The following is an 18,107-nucleotide window of genomic DNA, read 5'->3' on the forward strand; positions in this document are numbered from 1 at the left end:
ATCCCGGTTCAGCCCGCGGCGGCGCGTTCGTGGTGACGGATCACCTCGTCGATGATGAAGCGCAGGAATTTTTCGGAAAATTCGGGATCGAGATCGGCGTCTTCCGACAACTTGCGCAGCCGTGCGATCTGGCGTGCCTCGCGTTCGGGATCGGCAGGCGGCAGTGTGGCGCGTGCCTTGTATTCGCCCACTGCCTGCGTGATCCGGAAACGTTCGGCGAGCATATGGATGATCGCGGCGTCGATATTGTCGATGCTCTTGCGAAACGCCGCCAGCACCGCATCGGGCGCGTGTTCGGGCAGGGGCGAGGCTTGCGGATCATGCGGCATGGAACGCAAAACTAGCAGCAATTCTGCGCTTGCCAAGCACGCGCGGCCCGCCCTAGAGCCGCAAGCAGCATGAGTGCCGACATCCTCCCTATGCCCCGCAAGGCGCCGACACTCGACCCGATGCTGTCCTTGACGGCCGGCGGCATGAATTCGGTCAACGCGGTCATCCTCGACCGGATGCAAAGCGAAATTCCGTTGATCCCGCGTCTTGCTGGCCACCTGATCAGCGGTGGGGGCAAGCGGCTGCGCCCGATGCTCACCCTCGCAGGTGCCGAACTGGTGGGCTACAAGGGCACGCGCCATCACAAGCTCGCCGCGGCGGTCGAGTTCATCCACACCGCAACGCTGCTGCACGACGATGTGGTCGACGGCAGTGAACTTCGGCGAGGCAAGGCGGCGGCCAACATCATTTTCGGCAATCCCGCCACCGTTCTCGTCGGCGACTTCCTGTTCAGCCGCGCGTTCGAACTGATGACCGAGGACGGCTCCTTGCGCGTCCTGTCAATCCTGTCGCGCGCCAGTGCGGTGATCGCCGAGGGCGAAGTGTCGCAGCTTTCCGCACAGCGCCAGATTGCGACCAGCGAAGAGCAATATCTCCACATCATCGGCGCCAAGACCGCCGCACTGTTCGCCGCCGCCAGTCAGATCGCCGCCGTGGTTGCGGAATGCTCGGACGAGCAGGAGCGTGCGCTCGAGGCCTATGGCCGCAACCTTGGCGTGGCCTTCCAGCTCGTCGACGATGCGATCGATTACGATTCCGACGCCGCCGAAATGGGCAAGGATCAGGGCGACGATTTCCGCGAAGGCAAGATGACGCTGCCGGTGATCCTCGCCTATGCGCGCGGGAACGAGGAAGAACGCAAGTTCTGGAAAGATGCGATCATCGGCCATCGCACGTCCGATGATGACCTCGCCCACGCGATCCGATTGATCGGCAAGCACAATGCGCTCGCCGATACGCGGGAACGCGCGCGCCTTTTCGCGCAGCGCGCGATCGATGCGATCGCGATCTTCCCGGATTCCAAGGCGCGCGCGGCAATGGCCGAAGCGGCGCAATTCGCGGTCGCACGGGGCCACTGATCCGGCTATCGGGCGGGGCGATGAGCCCGGTTCTTCCCATCCAGTCTGTCCTCCCGCAGATCCGTGCTGCGCTCGCCGAAACGGGTGCGGGGGTGCTGGTCGCGCCGCCGGGAGCCGGCAAGACGACGGCTGTCGCGCCCGATCTGCTGGGCGAGGCATGGTGCACCGGACAAATCATCCTCACCTCGCCGCGCCGTGTGGCTGCCCGCGCCGCAGCCGAGCGCATCGCGCAGATGCTCGGCGAGACACCCGGGCAGACGGTGGGTTACATCACCCGGCTCGACAGCAAGGTGTCAGACCGCACGCGTATCTTGGTCGTGACCGAGGCGATTCTGGTTAACCGGCTGGTCGATGATCCTGAACTGTCCGGGGTGTCGGCGGTGTTGTTCGACGAGGCGCACGAACGCAGCCTCGACAATGATCTGGGACTTGCACTGGCGCTCGAAACCCGCAGCATCCTGCGCGAGGATCTGCGCCTGCTCGTCATGTCCGCGACGATCGACGGCGCGCGGTTTGCGCGGCTGCTTGGCGGTGATGCTGCCATCATCGAAAGTGAGGGGCGCAGTTTTCCGCTGACGATCAAATGGCTTGGCGGAGATGCCTCGCTCGGGATCGAGGATCGCATGGCATCCGCGATCATGACGGCGTGGCGCAACGAAGAGGGCGATATCCTTGCCTTCCTCCCCGGGGTGCGCGAGATCGAGCGGGTGCGCGAACGGATCGAAGCGCGGCTGCCCGAAACCCCGGTTCATGCGCTTCACGGCCAGATCGATCCTGCTGCGCAGCGCGCCGCAATCCGCTGCGATCCCGAGGGGCGGCGACGCATCGTGCTCGCAACCGCGATTGCCGAGACGTCGCTAACGCTCGACGGGGTGCGGGTCGTGGTGGACAGCGGGCTGGCGCGGCTTGCCGAATTCGACCGCGCGGCAGGCACTACGCGTCTGGTGACGCGCCGCGCATCCCGCGCATCGGCAGCACAGCGCGCAGGCCGTGCGGCGCGGCAGGGGCCGGGCGTGGCCTACCGCCTGTGGGAAGAAGCCGGTCATGCCGGACTGCCCGAATTTGCTCCGCCCGAGATCCTTCAGGCCGATCTTGCGCCGCTGATGCTGCGGCTGGCGAAATGGGGGACCGCCGATCCGGGGGCGCTGGCATGGCTCGATCCCCCGCCGGAGCCGTCCGTCGCGGCGGCGCGGCGCGCGCTTGAAGGTTTGGGAGCACTTGATGCAGGCGGGCGGATCACCGCGCTGGGGCAAGCGGTTGCCGCGCTGCCGATGGCACCCGATCAGGCCGCCGCAGTGCTTCACGGCGCGGCGGCAGGGGTGGGCGACGATGCCGCGCGGCTGATCATGCTGCTGCAGGAACGCGGGCTTGGCGGGCGCGGAGAAGATCTGGCGCAGCGCCTGGCACGCTGGCGGGGCGAGAACAGCGCGCGCAGCAAGTCGGCGGCGGGGATTGCCCGCGGGTGGGCGGCGCAGGCACGCTCGCTTGCACAGGCGATCGGCGAAAGCCCGGCCACGGATGCGGCAGAGGCGCTTGCGCTCGCGCGGCCCGATTTCGTGGCACGCCGCCGCGACGCCACGGGCGAACATTGGCTGAGCGCAGGCGGACGCGGCTACATGCTTGATCCCGCCGCGCCGCTGGCCCGCGCGGAGTGGATCGTGATCGGCGATGCGCAAGGCCAGGCAAAGGGGGCGCGGATCACAGCTGGGGCCGAGATCGCGGCGGGACGGATTGCAACGCTGTTTGCGGACGAACTACAGGAACGCGTGACAACGCGCTGGAATAGCGAGAAATCCCGCGTCGAGGCGCGGCGGGAGCGGCGGCTTGGCGCGATCGTGCTCGCCAGCGTTCCCGAGCCTTCGCCCGATCCCGCGCTGCTTGTGGATATCCTTGTCGAAAAGGCTCTGGAAAGACTGGGGGATATATTGCCCGCGGGGTTCCTGGCGCGCGCGCGCTTTGCAGGGATTGCCGCCTTGGCGCCCGATGCCTTGCGTGAAAGCGCCGACACGTGGCTCGCCCCGGTGCTGGCGGGGCGGCGCGATCTCGACTTGCCGCCCCACCGCCTTGCCGAGGCAGCGCTCGGCCTGCTCGACTGGAACGAACGCCAGCGGCTCGACAGCGCGGCACCGACGCATTTCATCTCGCCCGCCGATACCCGCCATGCGATCGATTATGCGGGCGATGACGCGCCAAGTGTCGAGGTGCGGGTGCAGGGCGTGTTCGGGCTCGACAGCCAGCCGATGATCGGCACCACGCCGTTGCTGCTGAAGCTGACCAGTCCGGGTGGGCGTCCCGTGCAATCGACCCGCGATCTGCCGGGCTTCTGGCGGGGCAGCTGGCGCGATGTAGTGAAAGACATGAAGGGCCGCTATCCCAAGCACCGCTGGCCCGATCAGCCGTGGCTCGAACGGCCGAGCATGAAGACGAAAAATGCCTTCAACCGCAGCGATTCGTGATCTAAGGGGCACGGCATGACGGCGAGGATCTATCAGAAGCCCAAGCACGCGATGCAATCGGGCAAGGCGCACACCGATGAATGGGTGCTGGAGTTTGAGCAATCGCAGGCGCGGTTTGCCGATCCGCTGATGGGCTGGACCGGGACCGGCGACACCCAGTCGCAGGTTCGCCTGACCTTCCCCGACAAGGCCGCCGCGCGGTCCTATGCCGAGAAATACGGCATCCCCGCACGCGTGTTCGCGACCCCGCCCAAGCGGCTCAAGCTGCAGGCCTACGCGGACAATTTCCGCTGAGTTGACGTTTCGTGCAGGCTGCGCCATAGGCTCCCCCGGGAGTCGGGTGGACGTTTGCGTCCGCTCACCGAGTCAGGTCCGGAAGGAAGCAGCTCAGGTGGATTGCGGCGGGTCGCTCGGCTCCTTTTTCAACGACATCGCAGGCCTGTCCATCATGACAAACAGGTGCCAAGCGCCTAGCTTGTCGGCATGAACGAATCCGACCCCGAACTTCCGGAAGAAGCCACCGGCCCTTCTGCCACCGAGCTTGAGGCTGCGGGGCAGGGCGGATTGTTCGGCGAACCTGCCGCACCCGCACCCGCACCCGCACCGGATGCCGAGCCCCTTGCCGAGGCGGCACCGCAACCCGTCGCGATGGATGCCGCAGCCCCTGCGCCGGCCGCACGCTCCGCCGGCGGGCAGGCCTACCGCGTTCTCGCCCGCAAATATCGCCCGCAAACCTTTTCGGAACTGATCGGCCAGGAAGCGATGGTGCGCACGCTGGCCAACGCGATCGCACGCGACCGGCTGGCGCATGCCTTTCTGATGACCGGGGTGCGCGGGGTGGGCAAAACCTCCACCGCACGTCTGATTGCCAAGGCGCTCAATTGCGTCGGGCCGGATGGTCAGGGCGGACCGACGATCGATCCGTGCGGCGTGTGCGAGCCGTGTACCGCGATCGCCGAGGGCCGTCATATCGACGTGATCGAGATGGACGCCGCCTCCAACACCGGGGTCGACGATGTCCGCGAGATCATCGAGCAGGTTCGATACGCTGCGGTTTCCGCACGCTACAAGATCTATATCATCGACGAAGTTCACATGTTGTCGCGCAATGCTTTCAATGCCTTGCTCAAGACACTTGAGGAACCGCCGCCGCATGTGAAATTCCTGTTTGCGACAACCGAAGTCGACAAGCTGCCCGTCACCGTGCTCAGCCGCACGCAGCGCTTCGATCTGCGGCGCATTCCGGCAGATCTGCTGGCTGAACATTTTGCGCGGATTTGCGCGCTCGAAGGGGTCGAGGCCGAGGCCGAGGGCCTCAGCATCATCGCCAATGCCGCCGAAGGATCGGTGCGGGACGGGTTGTCGATCCTAGACCAGGCGATCGCGCATGCCGATCTCGATGGCGAGGGCAAGGTCGCCGCAGGGCGCGTGCGCGATATGCTCGGGCTTGCCGACAAGAGCGCGCAGCGCCGCCTGCTTGGCCATCTGCTCGAAGGCGATGCTGCGGCGCTGCTTGGCGCGGTCGATGAGCAGTACGCGCTGGGCGTCGAGCCGCTGGCACTGATCCGGACGGTGATGGATCTGGTGCATCGCATCACGCTGGCACAGGTGTCGGGCGGCGCGCCGGAGGCCCCGTCGGAAGAAGAGCGCGCCGCGCTGGCAGACTTTTCGCAGCGTCTTGGCGCAGGCGAATTGCACCGCTTGTGGCAATTGCTGCTCAAAGGCCACGACGAGGTGCGCACAGCGCCCGACCCGCTGGTGTCGCTTCAGATGGCGTTGCTGCGGATCCTCCACGCAGCGCAGATGCCCGATCCAGGCAAGCTTGCGCGCAGGATCGAGGAAATCGCGGCGAGTGGGGTTGTGGCCTCGCCTGCTGCGGGTGGAGGGCCGTCTGCAACAGAGTCGCCGGCAGCAGTCGGGGGCAATACTTCCGCGCCCGCCCCGACATCTGCGGTGCAAGGCTGGGCCGCGCTGGTCGATCAGGTCGATGCCGCAGGACAATTGCGTGTCGCACAGATGATGCGCGACCGGGTCCGCGTCATCGAGATCGGTCCGGAACGCATTGTCTTCGAACAGGCCGACAATTTCCCCGACGACCCATCGTCCGATATCCGCGAAGCCTTGTTCAAGGTGACCGGCAAGCGCTGGTCGATCGAGCGCGGCACCGGCGCCGCGCAGCCAACCCTGCGCGAGGCCGCCGAAGCCGAAGCCGCCGCCGAGGACGCGCGCATTCGCGCCGATCCGCTGGTCAAGGCGGCGCTTGAAACCTTCCCCGATGCCGAACTGATCGCAACCGAACCCGCTGTCGCCGCCGCTGGCGAGAGCCCCCCGTGGAATTGATGGAGAACCCCCGATGAAGTCGATGGAAGAGATGATGGCAGCTGCGCAGCAGGCAGCCGAAACCATCAGCAAGCAGATGAACGAGATGCAGGTGAAGCTCGATTCGATCGAGGTCGAAGGCACCGCAGGCGGCGGGCTGGTCAAAGTCCGCGCCAGCGCCAAGGGCCGCATCCTGGGCGTTCACATCGACGACAGCCTGATGGTACCCGATGACAAGCAGATCCTGGAGGATCTCGTCGCCGCCGCATTCAACGATGCGCGCGACCGCGCCGACCGCGTTTCGGAGCAGCAGATGAAGGACATGCAGTCCTCGATGGGCCTGCCGCCGGGCTTCAATCTGCCGGGCCTTGGCTGAACCGGTCCCGCAATGGCCCGCGTCCACAGCTTAGCCTGACGCGGCCATTGCAGGGGCGGGGCGGTCTTCCCATATCTCGGGAATGAACCAGACTTACCCACTTCTCCCCTTGCGGGACATTGTTGTTTTTCCCGGCATGGTCGTCCCCCTCTTCGTGGGACGCGACAAGTCGGTCGCGGCGCTCGAAGCGGCGATGGAATCGTCGAAGGATATCGTCCTGATTGCGCAGCTCGATCCGGGCTGCGACGATCCCGAGGGCGATGATCTCTACGATGTCGGCGTGATCGCGCAGGTGCTGCAATTGCTCAAGCTGCCCGATGGCACCGTGCGTGTGCTGGTCGAAGGCAAGACCCGCGCAAAGCTGGCTTCGCTCGAAAGCACGGCAACCCACATGCTCGCCGAAGTCGAAGTGCTCGAGCCCGAAACCGTCGCTGGCAGCGAGGTTACTGCGCTGATGCGGCAGGTGACCGAACAATTCGGCGAATACGTCAAGCTCAACAAGAAGATGGGCGAGGACACCGGCGTCGACCTGTCGGATGTCGATGATGCGGGCCAGCTGGCCGATACCATCGCCGCCGCGATCAGCGCCAAGGTGGCCGACAAGCAGGGCTTGCTGACAGAAAGCAACCCCTTGAAGCGGCTCGAACTCGTCATGGCCTTCATGGAAGGCGAGCTGTCGGTGCTGCAGGTCGAGCGCCGGATCCGTGGCCGCGTGAAGCGCCAGATGGAAAAGACCCAGCGCGAATATTACCTCAACGAACAGTTGAAGGCGATTCAGTCCGAACTGGGCGGCGGCGATGATGGCGAAGCCAATGAAATCGCCGAACTGACCGAGAAGATCGAAAAGACCAAGCTGTCGGTCGAAGCCAAGGCCAAAGCGCTGGGCGAGCTCAAGAAGCTGCGCGGCATGCAGCCGATGAGCGCCGAGGCGACGGTTATCCGCAACTATCTCGACGTGCTGCTCGGCCTGCCGTGGGGCAAGAAGTCCAAGCTCAAGAAGGACATCGCCGCAGCGCAGAGCGTGCTCGATGCCGATCACTATGCGCTCGAAAAGGTCAAGGACCGGATCGTCGAATATCTGGCGGTGCAGGCACGCACCAACAAGCTGAAGGGGCCGATCCTGTGCCTCGTCGGGCCGCCGGGTGTGGGCAAGACCTCGCTCGGCAAGTCGATCGCCAAGGCGTGCGGCCGCGAGTTTGTCCGCCAGTCGCTGGGCGGCGTGCGCGACGAGGCGGAAATCCGCGGCCACCGGCGCACCTATATCGGTTCGATGCCGGGCAAGATCGTTGCCAACCTCAAGAAGGCCGGCACGTCGAACCCGCTGTTCCTGCTCGACGAGATCGACAAGCTGGGTCAGGACTTCCGCGGCGATCCGGCCTCGGCGCTGCTCGAAGTGCTCGACCCCGAACAGAACGCCAAGTTCCAGGATCACTATCTCGAACTCGATCTTGATCTCAGCGACATCATGTTCGTGTGCACCGCGAACAGCCTCAACCTGCCGCAGCCGCTGCTCGACCGGATGGAGATCATCCGGCTCGAAGGCTATACCGAGGATGAAAAGGTCGAGATTGCCGAGCGGCATCTGATCGAAAAGCAGGTCAAGGCTCATGGGCTGAAGCCCGCCGAGTTCACGCTCACGCAGGACGCCTTGCGCGATCTGATCCGCTACTACACCCGCGAGGCCGGTGTCCGCACGCTGGAACGCGAGATTGCCAAGCTAACGCGCAAGAGCTTGCGCCAGATCCTCGAAAAGAAAGCGACCAGCGTCACGATCACGCCCGAAAATCTCGCCGAATTTTCCGGTGTGCGGCGGTTCAAGCATGGTGTGTCGGAGGATGAACCGCAGGTCGGCGCGGTGACGGGCCTCGCGTGGACATCGGTGGGCGGCGAGCTGCTGACCATCGAAAGCGTGACCACGCCGGGCAAGGGCGATGTGAAAACCACGGGCAAGCTTGGCCAGGTGATGAATGAAAGCGTCGCGGCGGCCTTCAGCTTCGTGAAGGCGCGCGCGCCGGCCTACGGGATCAAGCCGAGCCTGATCGCGCGCAAGAACGTCCACATCCACCTTCCCGAAGGTGCGGTTCCAAAGGACGGGCCGAGCGCAGGGATCGGGATGGTCACCTCGATCGTCTCTACGCTGACCGGGATCCCGGTGCGGCCCGACGTGGCGATGACCGGAGAGGTCACTCTGCGCGGACGCGTGCTGGCGATCGGAGGATTGAAGGAAAAACTGCTCGCAGCCTTGCGCGGCGGGATCAAGACGGTCCTCATCCCCGAGGAAAACGTCAAGGATCTGGCGGAAATCCCGGCCAACGCGCGCGAGGGGCTGGAGATCATTCCCGTCTCGCATGTCGACGAGGTGCTCGCGCGCGCGTTGACCGGGCCGCTCGAGGCGATCGAGTGGACCGAGGCGGATGATCTGGCGAGCCAGCCGGGCAGTGCCGCCACGGCGTCCGGCGGCGCGCCGTCAGAGGTGCCAACCGCGCATTGACCCGCTAGAAGGCGACCCTGCCGTGATTCGCGGCAGGGTCGCACTTTCCGAAAGAGGCAGTGACGAGACGGGTTCCACGCCGCCGGCGATGGCGCGGGGGCTGACAGGTTTTGGCAAGACCGTCCATATGGGCGGTTTGCCTTTGACAGTCCTTGCGAAAACGTCTCAATTCGTCAGCTTTCGCAATGTGCGATCCATCCCGATATGACGAAATCCTGACACGAGGGGGTTCCCAGATGAACAAGAACGACCTGATCAGCGCGGTTGCCGACGCCAGCGGTCTTTCGAAGAACGATGCTTCGAACGCGGTTGAAGGCGTTTTCGAGGCGATCACCAAGGCATTGTCCAGCGGCGACGAAGTGCGGCTGGTAGGGTTCGGCACTTTTTCGGTGGCCAAGCGCAAGGCATCGACGGGACGCAATCCGCGCACCGGCGAACCGATGAAGATCAAGGCATCGAACCAGCCCAAGTTCAAGGCCGGCAAGGGCCTGAAGGATGCGGTCAACTGATCGGGCAGCCTGCCTGACAACGGACTGACTGCGGACGCGAAAAACCCCGCCGGCCCTGTGGCTGGCGGGGTTTTTCGTTTGGTCCGCGGTGCGGCAGCGCCGCGATCAACGCATGGCGGTGACGACGAGGGCAGTCGGCGATTGTGCGGTGCGCGAAGAAATCGTCCAGCGCAGAACTTCGCCGCCGCCGGGCGCTGCCTGTGGGCCTTCGTCGGTGTTGTTGGCGAGGATCCGCATGCCGGGCGCGGTGCGGATAGTGAACGTCCCGTCGAGCGCAGGCACCCCCGGCGGTGTCTCTGCGGGTTCGCCGCCTTCGCTTCCTTCGCCGGCGGTCTCGCCGGCGCTCATCGCTGCAAGGCCGGCAAGCGATCCAAAACCTCCGCCAAGTCCTCCCAGCGGGTTCTCGCCGCTCTGGAACAGGAAGGCCGGCGCGTTGATGCGCACCTGATTGCCATCGCGCAGGAACATCTGGACGAAAGGATTCACCGAAGGAAAGCCTTCGATCATTGGGAACATGAAATCATGCCCCGTCGTGCCGCTGATGGCATAGCTGATCTCGAATACGCCGTCGCCCTTGTGGACCACGCGGTTCCAGCCTTTCTGGCGTTCGAGCAGCCGCACCAGTTCCTCTGCCGCCTTGGGATCGGACGGGTCGATCCCGCCCATGATCGCGTTCATGGTCTCGGCATCCTTGCGCGCTTTCTGTTCGCGTTCGGCAGCGCCGGCTTCCCAATCTGCGCGTTGCTCGGCGGTTTCCTCGGCCGTGCAATCGCGGCTTTCGTAGGTTTCGTCGTCGAAACAGTTCGCAGCAAAGGCTTCTTCGGTACCCGCCCCCAGACGCGCTAGCCTGGACATGCCAAGAAAGAATATCTCGCCCTCGTAGGTAAAGGTGAAAGTGTCGGGTCCGGTCAGCGCAAGCTCGGAGGTGAACTTGCCGGGGGTCATGAAACACCCCGTCAGCGCAAGTGCAAGGCCCGTCAGCATGGCCGCGGCCCGCACGCGCATATCAGTCAGATCGATCATAACACTTCCCCCGTTTGTGCCGTTATCTAGCTTCGGCTGGCCGCCGCATAAAGCGCAATCGCGGCAGCGTTCGAGACGTTGAGGCTCTCGATCGCGGAGGAGATCGGCAGCTTGGCGAGCACATCGCAATGGCCTGCGATATTGTGCCGCATGCCATCGCCCTCGGCCCCTAGAACGATGACCAGCGGACCGGTGGGCATGACATCGGCGAGCACCACATCGGCTTCGCCCGCCAGACCGATGCGCCAATAGCCTGCCTCGGCGAGTTCTTCCAAGGCGCGGGCAAGGTTGACCACCCGGACCCAGGGCACGGTTTCCAGTGCGCCCGAGGCCGCCTTGGCCAGAACGCCGCCTTCGGGCGGAGCGTGGCGGTCCTGCGTCACTATGGCGGCGGCACCGAACGCGGCGGCCGAACGCAGGATCGCGCCGACATTGTGTGGATCGGTAACCTGATCGAGCACCACGATCGGACGATCGGCTTCACCGAGCGCGACCTCGTCGAGGAACACATCTTCGAGCGGGGCGCATTCGAGCACCAGCCCCTGATGCGGTGCGTCCTTGGCGACAAGTCGTGCCAGATCAGCGGCTTGCGCGCGTTCGATCGGGAAATCGGCAGGCAGTTCGCCGTCGAGGCTGTCGAGCCCTTCGGGTGTGGCCCACAGCTTGCGGTGCTGGCGTTCGGGGTTCTTGAGCGCGGCTTCGACCGCATGGCGGCCCCACAGGCGCACCTGCCCGGTGGAGGCGCGGCCCGAACCGCGGCCGCCTTTCATCCGTCCGGCGCGCCCGCGCAATGCTCGTTTCTTCTCGACTTTGGTCATGTTGTGTCCCGGCTGCGCCATTCCAAAGTTGCCCCCTGCCAGCAGGACCATTGACAGGCAAGCATCGCTTCGCCAAAGGGGCGCCTCTCGGCAGCGGGGCCCCTCGGGGAACCGCGCAATTTCAGGGCGAATCATCGCTTTCGGAAGGCCCCCTCTTCGGAGGGACTGTGTGGACAGGTGGCCGAGTGGTTAAAGGCAGCAGACTGTAAATCTGCCCGTGCAAGCGTACGCTGGTTCGAATCCAGCCCTGTCCACCACTTCCCCTTTCTATCCCGCCCGATTTTCGCGTTCCGCCAACCGCCGCACGGTGGCGCGCGTGTTTCACGTGAAACATGTGCCTTTTGCTGTATCTAACGGGCGCAAGGGCGGGGCAAGACGGGGTCTGAACGGGGCTGGGCGGGGTCTGGAGGGGGTTAAAACGGGTCTGCGGCTGGCATTGCACAGCGGCAAGAGCGCGGCCGAGAAGGTGTGCTTCTCCTTCGCCCGGCAAAGGCGCGATGCGGCGGCTTTGATCGGCGCGGCAAGGCTTGCAGCCGTCCGTGGCGGGGATTATGGCCGCTCTCCCCCAGCCAAGAGAGTTTCATGCAGGACATGCACGCCGCACTTACGGGCCGCCCGGTCATTTCGGCCACCGGATTGTTCACCCCGCCCGAAAGCATCACCAACGAAGAGCTGGTCGCCAGCTTCAACACCTTCGTCGACTGCCACAATGCCGCCAACGCCGACGCGATCGCGGCCGGCGAGGCTGTGGCGCTCAACCATTCCTCGGTCGAGTTCATCGAGAAGGCGAGCGGCATCAAGGCGCGCCACGTGATGAGCAAGGCGGCGATCATCGACCCCGACACGATGTGTCCGCGCCTGCCCGAACGCGGCAATGACGAAATCTCGATCATGGCCGAAATCGGCGTTGCCGCCGCGCGCGAGGCGCTGGAACGTGCTGGCCGCCGCCCCGAGGATGTCGATGCGGTGCTGTGCGCGGCATCGAACATGCAGCGCGCCTATCCGGCGATGGCGATCGAGATCCAGCACGCGCTGGGCATCGAAGGCTTCGGCTTCGACATGAATGTCGCATGCTCTTCGGCGACCTTCGGAATCCAGACCGCGGCAGATTACATTCGCGCGGGCAATGCGGGCTCGGTGCTGGTGGTCAGCCCCGAGATCACCTCGGGCCACTTGAACTGGCGTGACCGCGACAGCCACTTCATCTTCGGCGATGTGGCGACCGCGGTGCTGGTCGAGGACGCGGCCATCGCGCCTGCGCAGCACTGGGACATTCTCGGCACGCGGCTGAAGACCGTGTTTTCGAACAACATCCGCAACAATTTCGGCTTCCTCAACCGCGCCGCGCCCGAGACCCAGGGCACCGCGGACAAGCTGTTCGTTCAGGAAGGCCGCAAGGTCTTCAAGGAAGTCGTGCCGATGGTCGCGCAGATGATCGTCGACGAGGCCGCGCGGCTGGGGATCGATCCGGCATCGCTGCGCCGCTTGTGGCTCCACCAGGCGAACACCGGCATGAACCGGCTGATCGCGCACCGCGTGCTGGGCCACGAGGCAAGCGAGGACGAAAGCCCGACCGTGCTCGACACCTATGGCAACACCTCGAGCGCAGGCTCGATCATCGCCTTCCACAAGCACAATGAGGAACTGGCCGCAGGCGACACGGGCCTCATCTGTTCGTTCGGCGCGGGCTATTCGGCAGGCACCGTGTTCGTGCGCAAGGTCGGCTGAACGGGCGACTTTCCTTGCGAGGGACGCAACCCCTCCCTAGAAGCGATACGATGGCAGGCGAAATACTCGATAACAAAGGCCGCGGTGAGGCCGAATGGGAATGGCCCGCGATCCATCCCGAGGGCCGCAAGCTGGGGTTGATCGCCGCCGGGCTTTCGGCGTTCTTTCTGCTGATCGTGGGCTGGGGCATCATCGGATGGCCGCTGGCGCTGGCATCGGCGGGGATTTTCGCCTTCTTCCGCGATCCCGAACGCGTGGTGCCGCAGACCGACAACGTGATCCTGTCACCCGCCGACGGGATCGTGACGCTGATCACCGAAACCCAGCCGCCGTTCGAATTGCAGATCGACGATGGAACGGGCGCGGCGTGCCTGCCTTCGGGCATGGTCACGCGGGTATCGATTTTCATGAGCGTGTTCGATGTCCACATCAACCGCACGCCGGTAGGCGGAACGGTGCGGCGCGTGGTCTATATCCCCGGCCGCGCGATCAGCGCGCAGCTCGACAAGGCGAGCGAGGAAAACGAGCGCCAGCACATTCTGGTCGAGCGCAGTGATGGCATTCGCGTCGGCTTTACCCAGATCGCCGGGCTGGTGGCGCGGCGGATCGTGCCGTTCGTGAAGCCGGGCGATATCCTCGCCAAGGGGCAGCGGGTCGGGCTGATCCGGTTCGGCAGCCGGGTCGATGTCTATCTGCCAGCGGGCACCGATGCCCGGGTGATGACCGGGCAGCGCGTCGTCGCCGGTGAAACAGTGCTTGCCGAAATCGGCATGCGCGGATTGATCGAAGGAATTTCCCAATGAGCCGCCCCCCTGTTCGCCCGTCCAGCGAGGGGCGCAAGCTTCCCGGTGCGCGGTTCCTGATGGCCCGGTTCGGCCCCAAGGCGGCCGAGGACGAGGATGACCAGCGTCCGATCCCCGCCAGTGGCGGCGGGGGCGGGCTGACGCTGCGCGCGATGCTGCCCAATGCGATCACGGCCGCCGCGCTGTGTTCGGGGCTGACGGGCATTCGCTTTGCGACCGAGGGCATGTGGGCCTTTGCGATCGGGCTGGTGGTGCTGGCCGGCGTGCTCGACGGGTTCGATGGCCGCGTTGCGCGGCTGCTCAACGCGCAATCGCGATTCGGCGCCGAGCTCGACAGCCTGGCCGATTCGCTGTCTTTTGGCGTCGCGCCCGCGCTGATCGTGTTCATGTGGTCGCTCGAAGGGTGGTCGACCTTCGGCTGGCTTGCGGCGCTGGCTTTCGCGATCTGCTGCGCGCTGCGCCTTGCGAGGTTCAACGCGCGGATCGATCTCGACGATCAGCCGCACAAGTCCGCCGGGTTCCTGACCGGCGTGCCTGCGCCGGTCGGCGCAGGGCTGGCGTTCACGCCGTTCTATCTGTGGAATGAAACCGGGATCGAACTGTTTCGCGATCCGGTGCTCAACACCGTGTGGCTGGCGGTGATCGCAAGCCTGATGATTTCGAACCTGCCGACATTGAGTTGGGGATCGATCCGGCCGCGCCGCTCGGTCCGTCTGCCCCTGATCGCGTTCACCGGCTTGGCGTTTGCCGCGCTGCTGCTCGAACCGTGGTGGACGCTGGCAGCCATCAGCATCGGTTATCTGCTGCTGATGCCTTATGGTCTGGTGAAATATGGCCGGATCAGGCAGCGGCGTATGCAGGACGCAGCCGCGGCTGCGCCAGCGCCGGGCGCGGCGTAGCGATCACGCGGCGCGGGGCGGGCAGCTTCGCTGTGTGCAATTCCGGCTGAGCCTCGGCCAGACCGGCGCGCAGCAACTGCCCTTCGCGCAGCAGTGCCGCATAGACCGCACGCGCATCGCGCAGGGCATAACCAATCGCGATGATGGCGAAGACACCGGTGAAGGTGAACAGGACGGTGATGGCGGTGCTCAGCATGGCGAAGTCCTCTGAAACCTGTGTTCGTTCTTTGTTCCTACGCAATGTTCTCTAGATGTTCCGGCGTGTCAAGCGCCATCCGCAGGATCGTCGAGCGATTTTTCAACAGCCACAAGCATTCGGGGCTGGATTTTGTTCCGGTGCGCGGATAAGGGCCCGCCTGCTGCGAATAGGATCGCGTATCCAGGCTGCGGCAAATTCACATGGAAGGTGCACATACCGGTGCCGTTTGCGGGAGATCCGCACACGCGGTTCCAGCCTTCCAGAGGACCAACCGGAAAGGAATTCCCTATGGCGGCTCCCGTCGTCACCATGAATGCATTGATCGAGGCCGGCGCACACTTCGGCCACCAGACCCACCGCTGGAACCCGCGCATGAAGCCGTACATCTTCGGTGCGCGCAACGGTGTTCACATCATCGACCTGTCGCAGACCGTGCCGCTGTTCGCGCGCGCGCTCGACTTCGTCGAATCGACCGTGCGTTCGGGCGGCAAGGTGCTGTTCGTCGGCACCAAGCGTCAGGCGCAGGAGCCGATCGCGGAAGCGGCGCGCATGTCGGGTCAGCACTTCGTCAACCACCGCTGGCTGGGCGGCATGCTTACCAACTGGAAGACCATTTCGGGTTCGATCCGCCGTCTCAAGAGCCTCGAAGAGCAGCTCTCGGGCGACACCAGCGGTCTGACCAAGAAGGAAGTCCTGAACCTCACCCGCGAGCGCGAGAAGCTTGAAGCCTCGCTCGGCGGAATCCGCGACATGGGCGGCATTCCCGACGTGATGTTCGTGATCGACGCCAACAAGGAAGATCTCGCGATCAAGGAAGCCAACGTGCTCGGCATTCCGGTGATCGGCATCCTCGACACCAACGTCGATCCGAACGGCATCGCCTTCCCCGTTCCCGGCAACGACGACGCCAGCCGCGCTGTGCGTCTCTACTGCCAGGCGATCGGCGAAGCGGCGCTGGCCGGCAAGGGCAAGTTCCAGGCCGACGTGTCGAGCGATTTCGGCGCGATGGCGAACCCGCCCGCCGAAGCTGACGTGGCTGCGGAAGAAACCGAAGCCTGATTTTCTGCACGCGGGCATGGGCGATCCGCTCGCCATGCTCGCGTCACAATCCCCCTCTAGCGCGCCCGGCATTGCCGTTCCTTGTCGGGATGGCGGGGCCGGGCGCCACCACACACTCAAGAAGGAATTTCCCATGGCCGATATTTCTGTCGCCGATGTGAAGAAGCTGCGCGAGCGCACCGGCGCTGGCATGATGGACGCCAAGAAGGCGCTGACCGAAGCGGGCGGCGACATCGAAGCTGCGGTTGACGCACTGCGCGCCAAGGGCCTCGCCACCGCCCAGAAGAAGTCGAGCCGCACCGCGGCTGAAGGTCTCGTCGGCGTCCTCGTTCAGGGCACCAAGGGCGTTGCGGTCGAAATCAACTCGGAAACCGATTTCGTCGCCAAGAACGACCAGTTCCAGAGCTTCGTGCGCAATGCCACCGCAGTCGCGCTTGAAACCGGCACCAGCGATGTCGAAGAACTCAAGGCCGCTGCCTATCCCGAAGGTGGCACGGTCGGCGACAAGCTCACGGACAACGTCGCCACCATCGGCGAAAACCAGCAGATCCGCCGGATCAAGCAGGTTTCGGTGACGCAGGGCGCGGTTGTTCCCTACATCCACAACGCTGCGGGCGAAGGCCTCGGCAAGATCGGCGTGCTGGTCGCGCTTGAATCGGATGTCGATGCCGACACGCTGAATGCACTGGGCAAGGACATCGCGCAGCACGCAGCCGCGATGTTCCCGCAGGCGCTCAACGCCGATGGCCTCGATGCCGACGTGATCGAGCGCGAGCGCAAGATCGCTGCCGAAAAGGCTGCCGAAAGCGGCAAGCCCGAAGACGTGCAGGCCAAGATGGTCGACGGCGCGGTGAAGAAGTTCGCCAAGGAAAACGCGCTGCTCAGCCAGATCTTCGTCAAGGACGGCAAGGCGACGGTTGAAGAATACATCGCCAAGGCTGCCAAGGACGCTGGCAAGTCGATCAAGCTGGTCGATTACGCGCGCTTCCAGCTGGGTGAAGGCATCGAGAAGGAAGAAGTCGACTTCGCCGCAGAAGTCGCAGCCACGCTCAAGGGCTGATCCTTCGCCGCAACAACACGTACGGCCGCCGCAGCATTCACGCTGCGGCGGCCGTTTGCGTTTCTAGGTTGCGGGCGGTTCTTGATAGCGGCGCCCGGCGACCCGTTCGCCGCCCGGGCCGTCGGGATAGTGATCTTCGGTGAACCCGCCGCCGCAGATGTCCACCACCGTCCAGCCAAAGAAGCGGCCATACCAGGCGCCATCCTTGTAACTCGCCGGAACGAGCATCCGGTTGCGCTTGTCGAGGATCATCTGGCCATAGGCCGAGCGCGCTAGGAAAGGCATCGCAAATGCCTTGACCGGAAACGCGCCGAGCTTGGGCCGCAGCACGCAAACCCGGCCCCATTCCATCGTCTTGAGCCGTTTTTCGATCGGCTCGTGGTTGAGCGTCCAGGCAAAGTCCGGGCGGCGCAGCACCACCGCCTCGCCAAGAATCAGCCCCAGATCGCAAAGCATCGATGCCAATTTGGGCACCAGCGGATGATCATGCCGCTCGTCCCAATAGGCCGCGGCCATCGCGTCATTTTTCGCCAGATAGGCGCCCGGTCGCAGCAATCGGCGCAAGGTGCTGGTGACAGGTGGAACAAGATCGATCTGTGACAGGCATTCGTTCCACCATGCCTCCAGCGCGCGGATTGCCGGCACCGGATCGGCAAGGGGATCGAGCAGCGTCCCGAACGCATCGTCCAGCGCGGGCAGCGCGCCGCGCAAGGTGGCGATCCGCGCGGACTTGACCGCCATCGTCGCGGCGAAGTTTTCCTCGCGCTGGGCAGCGGTCAGGGCATCGGGCGCACCGGGATGCGGCACGTGCCATTCGTCATAGGCCTGCAAGGCGGCGCGCAGTTGTTTCATTCCAGCAGCCTAACTCCATGAAAGCCTGCCGACCAGTCTGGTCTGCATGCCTCACGCGCCCGCGCGCAGGGGCGGCAAAGGCGATGATTGTCTTGGTCGATAACCC

Annotated in this window: 17 protein-coding genes, 1 tRNA gene and 1 other RNA gene; 14 read left to right on the forward strand and 5 right to left on the reverse strand. The window is 64.9% G+C overall.

What is annotated here, in order from left to right:
- Positions 1-8: 8 nt before the first annotated feature.
- Positions 9-329 carry a chorismate mutase gene (locus A9D12_RS10430; protein ID WP_068351580.1) on the reverse strand — a complete coding sequence of 107 codons (321 nt, stop codon included), beginning with the start codon at positions 327-329 and terminating at the stop codon, positions 9-11.
- 69 nt (positions 330-398) lie between these two features.
- Between A9D12_RS10430 and A9D12_RS10435 the strand changes: the two genes are divergently transcribed.
- From A9D12_RS10435 to A9D12_RS10470, 8 genes are all read left to right on the forward strand, one after another.
- Entirely contained in the window at positions 399-1,409 is a 1,011-nt protein-coding gene (locus A9D12_RS10435; RefSeq protein ID WP_068351583.1) for a polyprenyl synthetase family protein, read from the forward strand.
- Positions 1,410-1,429: 20 nt separating this feature from the next.
- Positions 1,430-3,865, forward strand: coding sequence for an ATP-dependent helicase HrpB (gene hrpB, locus A9D12_RS10440; RefSeq protein ID WP_068351586.1), 2,436 nt, complete (start codon positions 1,430-1,432; stop codon positions 3,863-3,865).
- A 15-nt stretch (positions 3,866-3,880) separates the two neighbouring features.
- On the forward strand, positions 3,881-4,159 hold the full coding sequence (locus tag A9D12_RS10445; protein WP_068351589.1) for an ETC complex I subunit: 279 nt from the start codon (positions 3,881-3,883) through the stop codon (positions 4,157-4,159).
- Positions 4,160-4,194: 35 nt separating this feature from the next.
- Positions 4,195-4,289, forward strand: an RNA gene (gene ffs, locus A9D12_RS10450) — signal recognition particle sRNA small type.
- Positions 4,290-4,348: 59 nt separating this feature from the next.
- Positions 4,349-6,205 carry a DNA polymerase III subunit gamma/tau gene (locus A9D12_RS10455; protein WP_068351592.1) on the forward strand — a complete coding sequence of 619 codons (1,857 nt, stop codon included), beginning with the start codon at positions 4,349-4,351 and terminating at the stop codon, positions 6,203-6,205.
- A 13-nt stretch (positions 6,206-6,218) separates the two neighbouring features.
- Entirely contained in the window at positions 6,219-6,560 is a 342-nt protein-coding gene (locus A9D12_RS10460) for a YbaB/EbfC family nucleoid-associated protein (protein ID WP_068351596.1), read from the forward strand.
- Positions 6,561-6,642: 82 nt separating this feature from the next.
- The gene (gene lon / locus A9D12_RS10465) at positions 6,643-9,051 is read left to right on the forward strand and encodes an endopeptidase La (protein ID WP_068351598.1); all 2,409 of its coding nucleotides are present in this window, start codon (positions 6,643-6,645) and stop codon (positions 9,049-9,051) included.
- A gap of 236 nt (positions 9,052-9,287) precedes the next feature.
- Positions 9,288-9,560 (forward strand): HU family DNA-binding protein, encoded by a 273-nt coding sequence (locus A9D12_RS10470; protein ID WP_068351600.1) that lies wholly within the window; start codon positions 9,288-9,290, stop codon positions 9,558-9,560.
- A gap of 105 nt (positions 9,561-9,665) precedes the next feature.
- Here A9D12_RS10470 and A9D12_RS10475 read toward each other — a convergent pair whose 3' ends face one another.
- Positions 9,666-10,583, reverse strand: coding sequence for a hypothetical protein (locus A9D12_RS10475; RefSeq protein ID WP_068351603.1), 918 nt, complete (start codon positions 10,581-10,583; stop codon positions 9,666-9,668).
- Positions 10,584-10,609: 26 nt separating this feature from the next.
- Positions 10,610-11,401, reverse strand: coding sequence for a 23S rRNA (guanosine(2251)-2'-O)-methyltransferase RlmB (gene rlmB, locus A9D12_RS10480; protein ID WP_068354300.1), 792 nt, complete (start codon positions 11,399-11,401; stop codon positions 10,610-10,612).
- 171 nt (positions 11,402-11,572) lie between these two features.
- Between rlmB and A9D12_RS10485 the strand changes: the two genes are divergently transcribed.
- The 4 genes from A9D12_RS10485 (at position 11,573) to A9D12_RS10500 (ending at position 14,831) form a co-directional block, all read left to right on the forward strand.
- Positions 11,573-11,658: transfer RNA gene (locus tag A9D12_RS10485), tRNA-Tyr, on the forward strand.
- A 325-nt stretch (positions 11,659-11,983) separates the two neighbouring features.
- Positions 11,984-13,129 carry a beta-ketoacyl-ACP synthase III gene (locus A9D12_RS10490; RefSeq protein WP_082925523.1) on the forward strand — a complete coding sequence of 382 codons (1,146 nt, stop codon included), beginning with the start codon at positions 11,984-11,986 and terminating at the stop codon, positions 13,127-13,129.
- 50 nt (positions 13,130-13,179) lie between these two features.
- Positions 13,180-13,932, forward strand: a complete 753-nt coding sequence (locus tag A9D12_RS10495; protein WP_068351609.1) for a phosphatidylserine decarboxylase — start codon at positions 13,180-13,182, stop codon at positions 13,930-13,932.
- On the forward strand, positions 13,929-14,831 hold the full coding sequence (locus tag A9D12_RS10500; protein ID WP_082925524.1) for a CDP-alcohol phosphatidyltransferase family protein: 903 nt from the start codon (positions 13,929-13,931) through the stop codon (positions 14,829-14,831). Before A9D12_RS10495 ends, A9D12_RS10500 begins: the two co-directional genes overlap by 4 nt.
- Here A9D12_RS10500 and A9D12_RS10505 read toward each other — a convergent pair.
- Positions 14,773-15,027 (reverse strand): hypothetical protein, encoded by a 255-nt coding sequence (locus A9D12_RS10505; protein ID WP_068351612.1) that lies wholly within the window; start codon positions 15,025-15,027, stop codon positions 14,773-14,775. The two genes, A9D12_RS10500 and A9D12_RS10505, sit on opposite strands and share 59 nt — an antisense overlap.
- A gap of 291 nt (positions 15,028-15,318) precedes the next feature.
- On the opposite strand from A9D12_RS10505, the gene rpsB reads away from it, so the two are divergent.
- Together rpsB and tsf are read left to right on the forward strand one after the other, a co-directional pair.
- Complete coding sequence (gene rpsB / locus A9D12_RS10510; RefSeq protein WP_068351615.1) at positions 15,319-16,089, forward strand: 30S ribosomal protein S2; 771 nt, start codon at positions 15,319-15,321, stop codon at positions 16,087-16,089.
- Between the two features lie 133 nt (positions 16,090-16,222).
- On the forward strand, positions 16,223-17,149 hold the full coding sequence (gene tsf / locus A9D12_RS10515) for a translation elongation factor Ts (protein ID WP_068351618.1): 927 nt from the start codon (positions 16,223-16,225) through the stop codon (positions 17,147-17,149).
- Between the two features lie 63 nt (positions 17,150-17,212).
- On the opposite strand, the gene A9D12_RS10520 is transcribed toward tsf, so the two are convergent.
- Positions 17,213-18,001 (reverse strand): hypothetical protein, encoded by a 789-nt coding sequence (locus A9D12_RS10520; RefSeq protein ID WP_068351620.1) that lies wholly within the window; start codon positions 17,999-18,001, stop codon positions 17,213-17,215.
- Between the last annotated feature and the right edge of the window lie 106 nt (positions 18,002-18,107).

This window comes from Erythrobacter neustonensis, from assembly GCF_001663175.1.
In the GTDB taxonomy this organism is placed as follows: domain Bacteria; phylum Pseudomonadota; class Alphaproteobacteria; order Sphingomonadales; family Sphingomonadaceae; genus Erythrobacter; species Erythrobacter neustonensis.

What these genes read in the sequence shown, in the direction of transcription:
- A9D12_RS10430 (WP_068351580.1), bottom strand. Translation starts at nt 329, where the DNA reads ATGCCGCATGATCCGCAAGCCTCGCCCCTGCCCGAACACGCGCCCGAT.
- A9D12_RS10435 (WP_068351583.1), top strand. Translation starts at nt 399, where the DNA reads ATGAGTGCCGACATCCTCCCTATGCCCCGCAAGGCGCCGACACTCGAC.
- hrpB (WP_068351586.1), top strand. Translation starts at nt 1,430, where the DNA reads ATGAGCCCGGTTCTTCCCATCCAGTCTGTCCTCCCGCAGATCCGTGCT.
- A9D12_RS10445 (WP_068351589.1), top strand. Translation starts at nt 3,881, where the DNA reads ATGACGGCGAGGATCTATCAGAAGCCCAAGCACGCGATGCAATCGGGC.
- A9D12_RS10455 (WP_068351592.1), top strand. Translation starts at nt 4,349, where the DNA reads ATGAACGAATCCGACCCCGAACTTCCGGAAGAAGCCACCGGCCCTTCT.
- A9D12_RS10460 (WP_068351596.1), top strand. Translation starts at nt 6,219, where the DNA reads ATGAAGTCGATGGAAGAGATGATGGCAGCTGCGCAGCAGGCAGCCGAA.
- lon (WP_068351598.1), top strand. Translation starts at nt 6,643, where the DNA reads ATGAACCAGACTTACCCACTTCTCCCCTTGCGGGACATTGTTGTTTTT.
- A9D12_RS10470 (WP_068351600.1), top strand. Translation starts at nt 9,288, where the DNA reads ATGAACAAGAACGACCTGATCAGCGCGGTTGCCGACGCCAGCGGTCTT.
- A9D12_RS10475 (WP_068351603.1), bottom strand. Translation starts at nt 10,583, where the DNA reads ATGATCGATCTGACTGATATGCGCGTGCGGGCCGCGGCCATGCTGACG.
- rlmB (WP_068354300.1), bottom strand. Translation starts at nt 11,401, where the DNA reads ATGACCAAAGTCGAGAAGAAACGAGCATTGCGCGGGCGCGCCGGACGG.
- A9D12_RS10490 (WP_082925523.1), top strand. Translation starts at nt 11,984, where the DNA reads ATGCAGGACATGCACGCCGCACTTACGGGCCGCCCGGTCATTTCGGCC.
- A9D12_RS10495 (WP_068351609.1), top strand. Translation starts at nt 13,180, where the DNA reads ATGGCAGGCGAAATACTCGATAACAAAGGCCGCGGTGAGGCCGAATGG.
- A9D12_RS10500 (WP_082925524.1), top strand. Translation starts at nt 13,929, where the DNA reads ATGAGCCGCCCCCCTGTTCGCCCGTCCAGCGAGGGGCGCAAGCTTCCC.
- A9D12_RS10505 (WP_068351612.1), bottom strand. Translation starts at nt 15,027, where the DNA reads ATGCTGAGCACCGCCATCACCGTCCTGTTCACCTTCACCGGTGTCTTC.
- rpsB (WP_068351615.1), top strand. Translation starts at nt 15,319, where the DNA reads ATGGCGGCTCCCGTCGTCACCATGAATGCATTGATCGAGGCCGGCGCA.
- tsf (WP_068351618.1), top strand. Translation starts at nt 16,223, where the DNA reads ATGGCCGATATTTCTGTCGCCGATGTGAAGAAGCTGCGCGAGCGCACC.
- A9D12_RS10520 (WP_068351620.1), bottom strand. Translation starts at nt 18,001, where the DNA reads ATGAAACAACTGCGCGCCGCCTTGCAGGCCTATGACGAATGGCACGTG.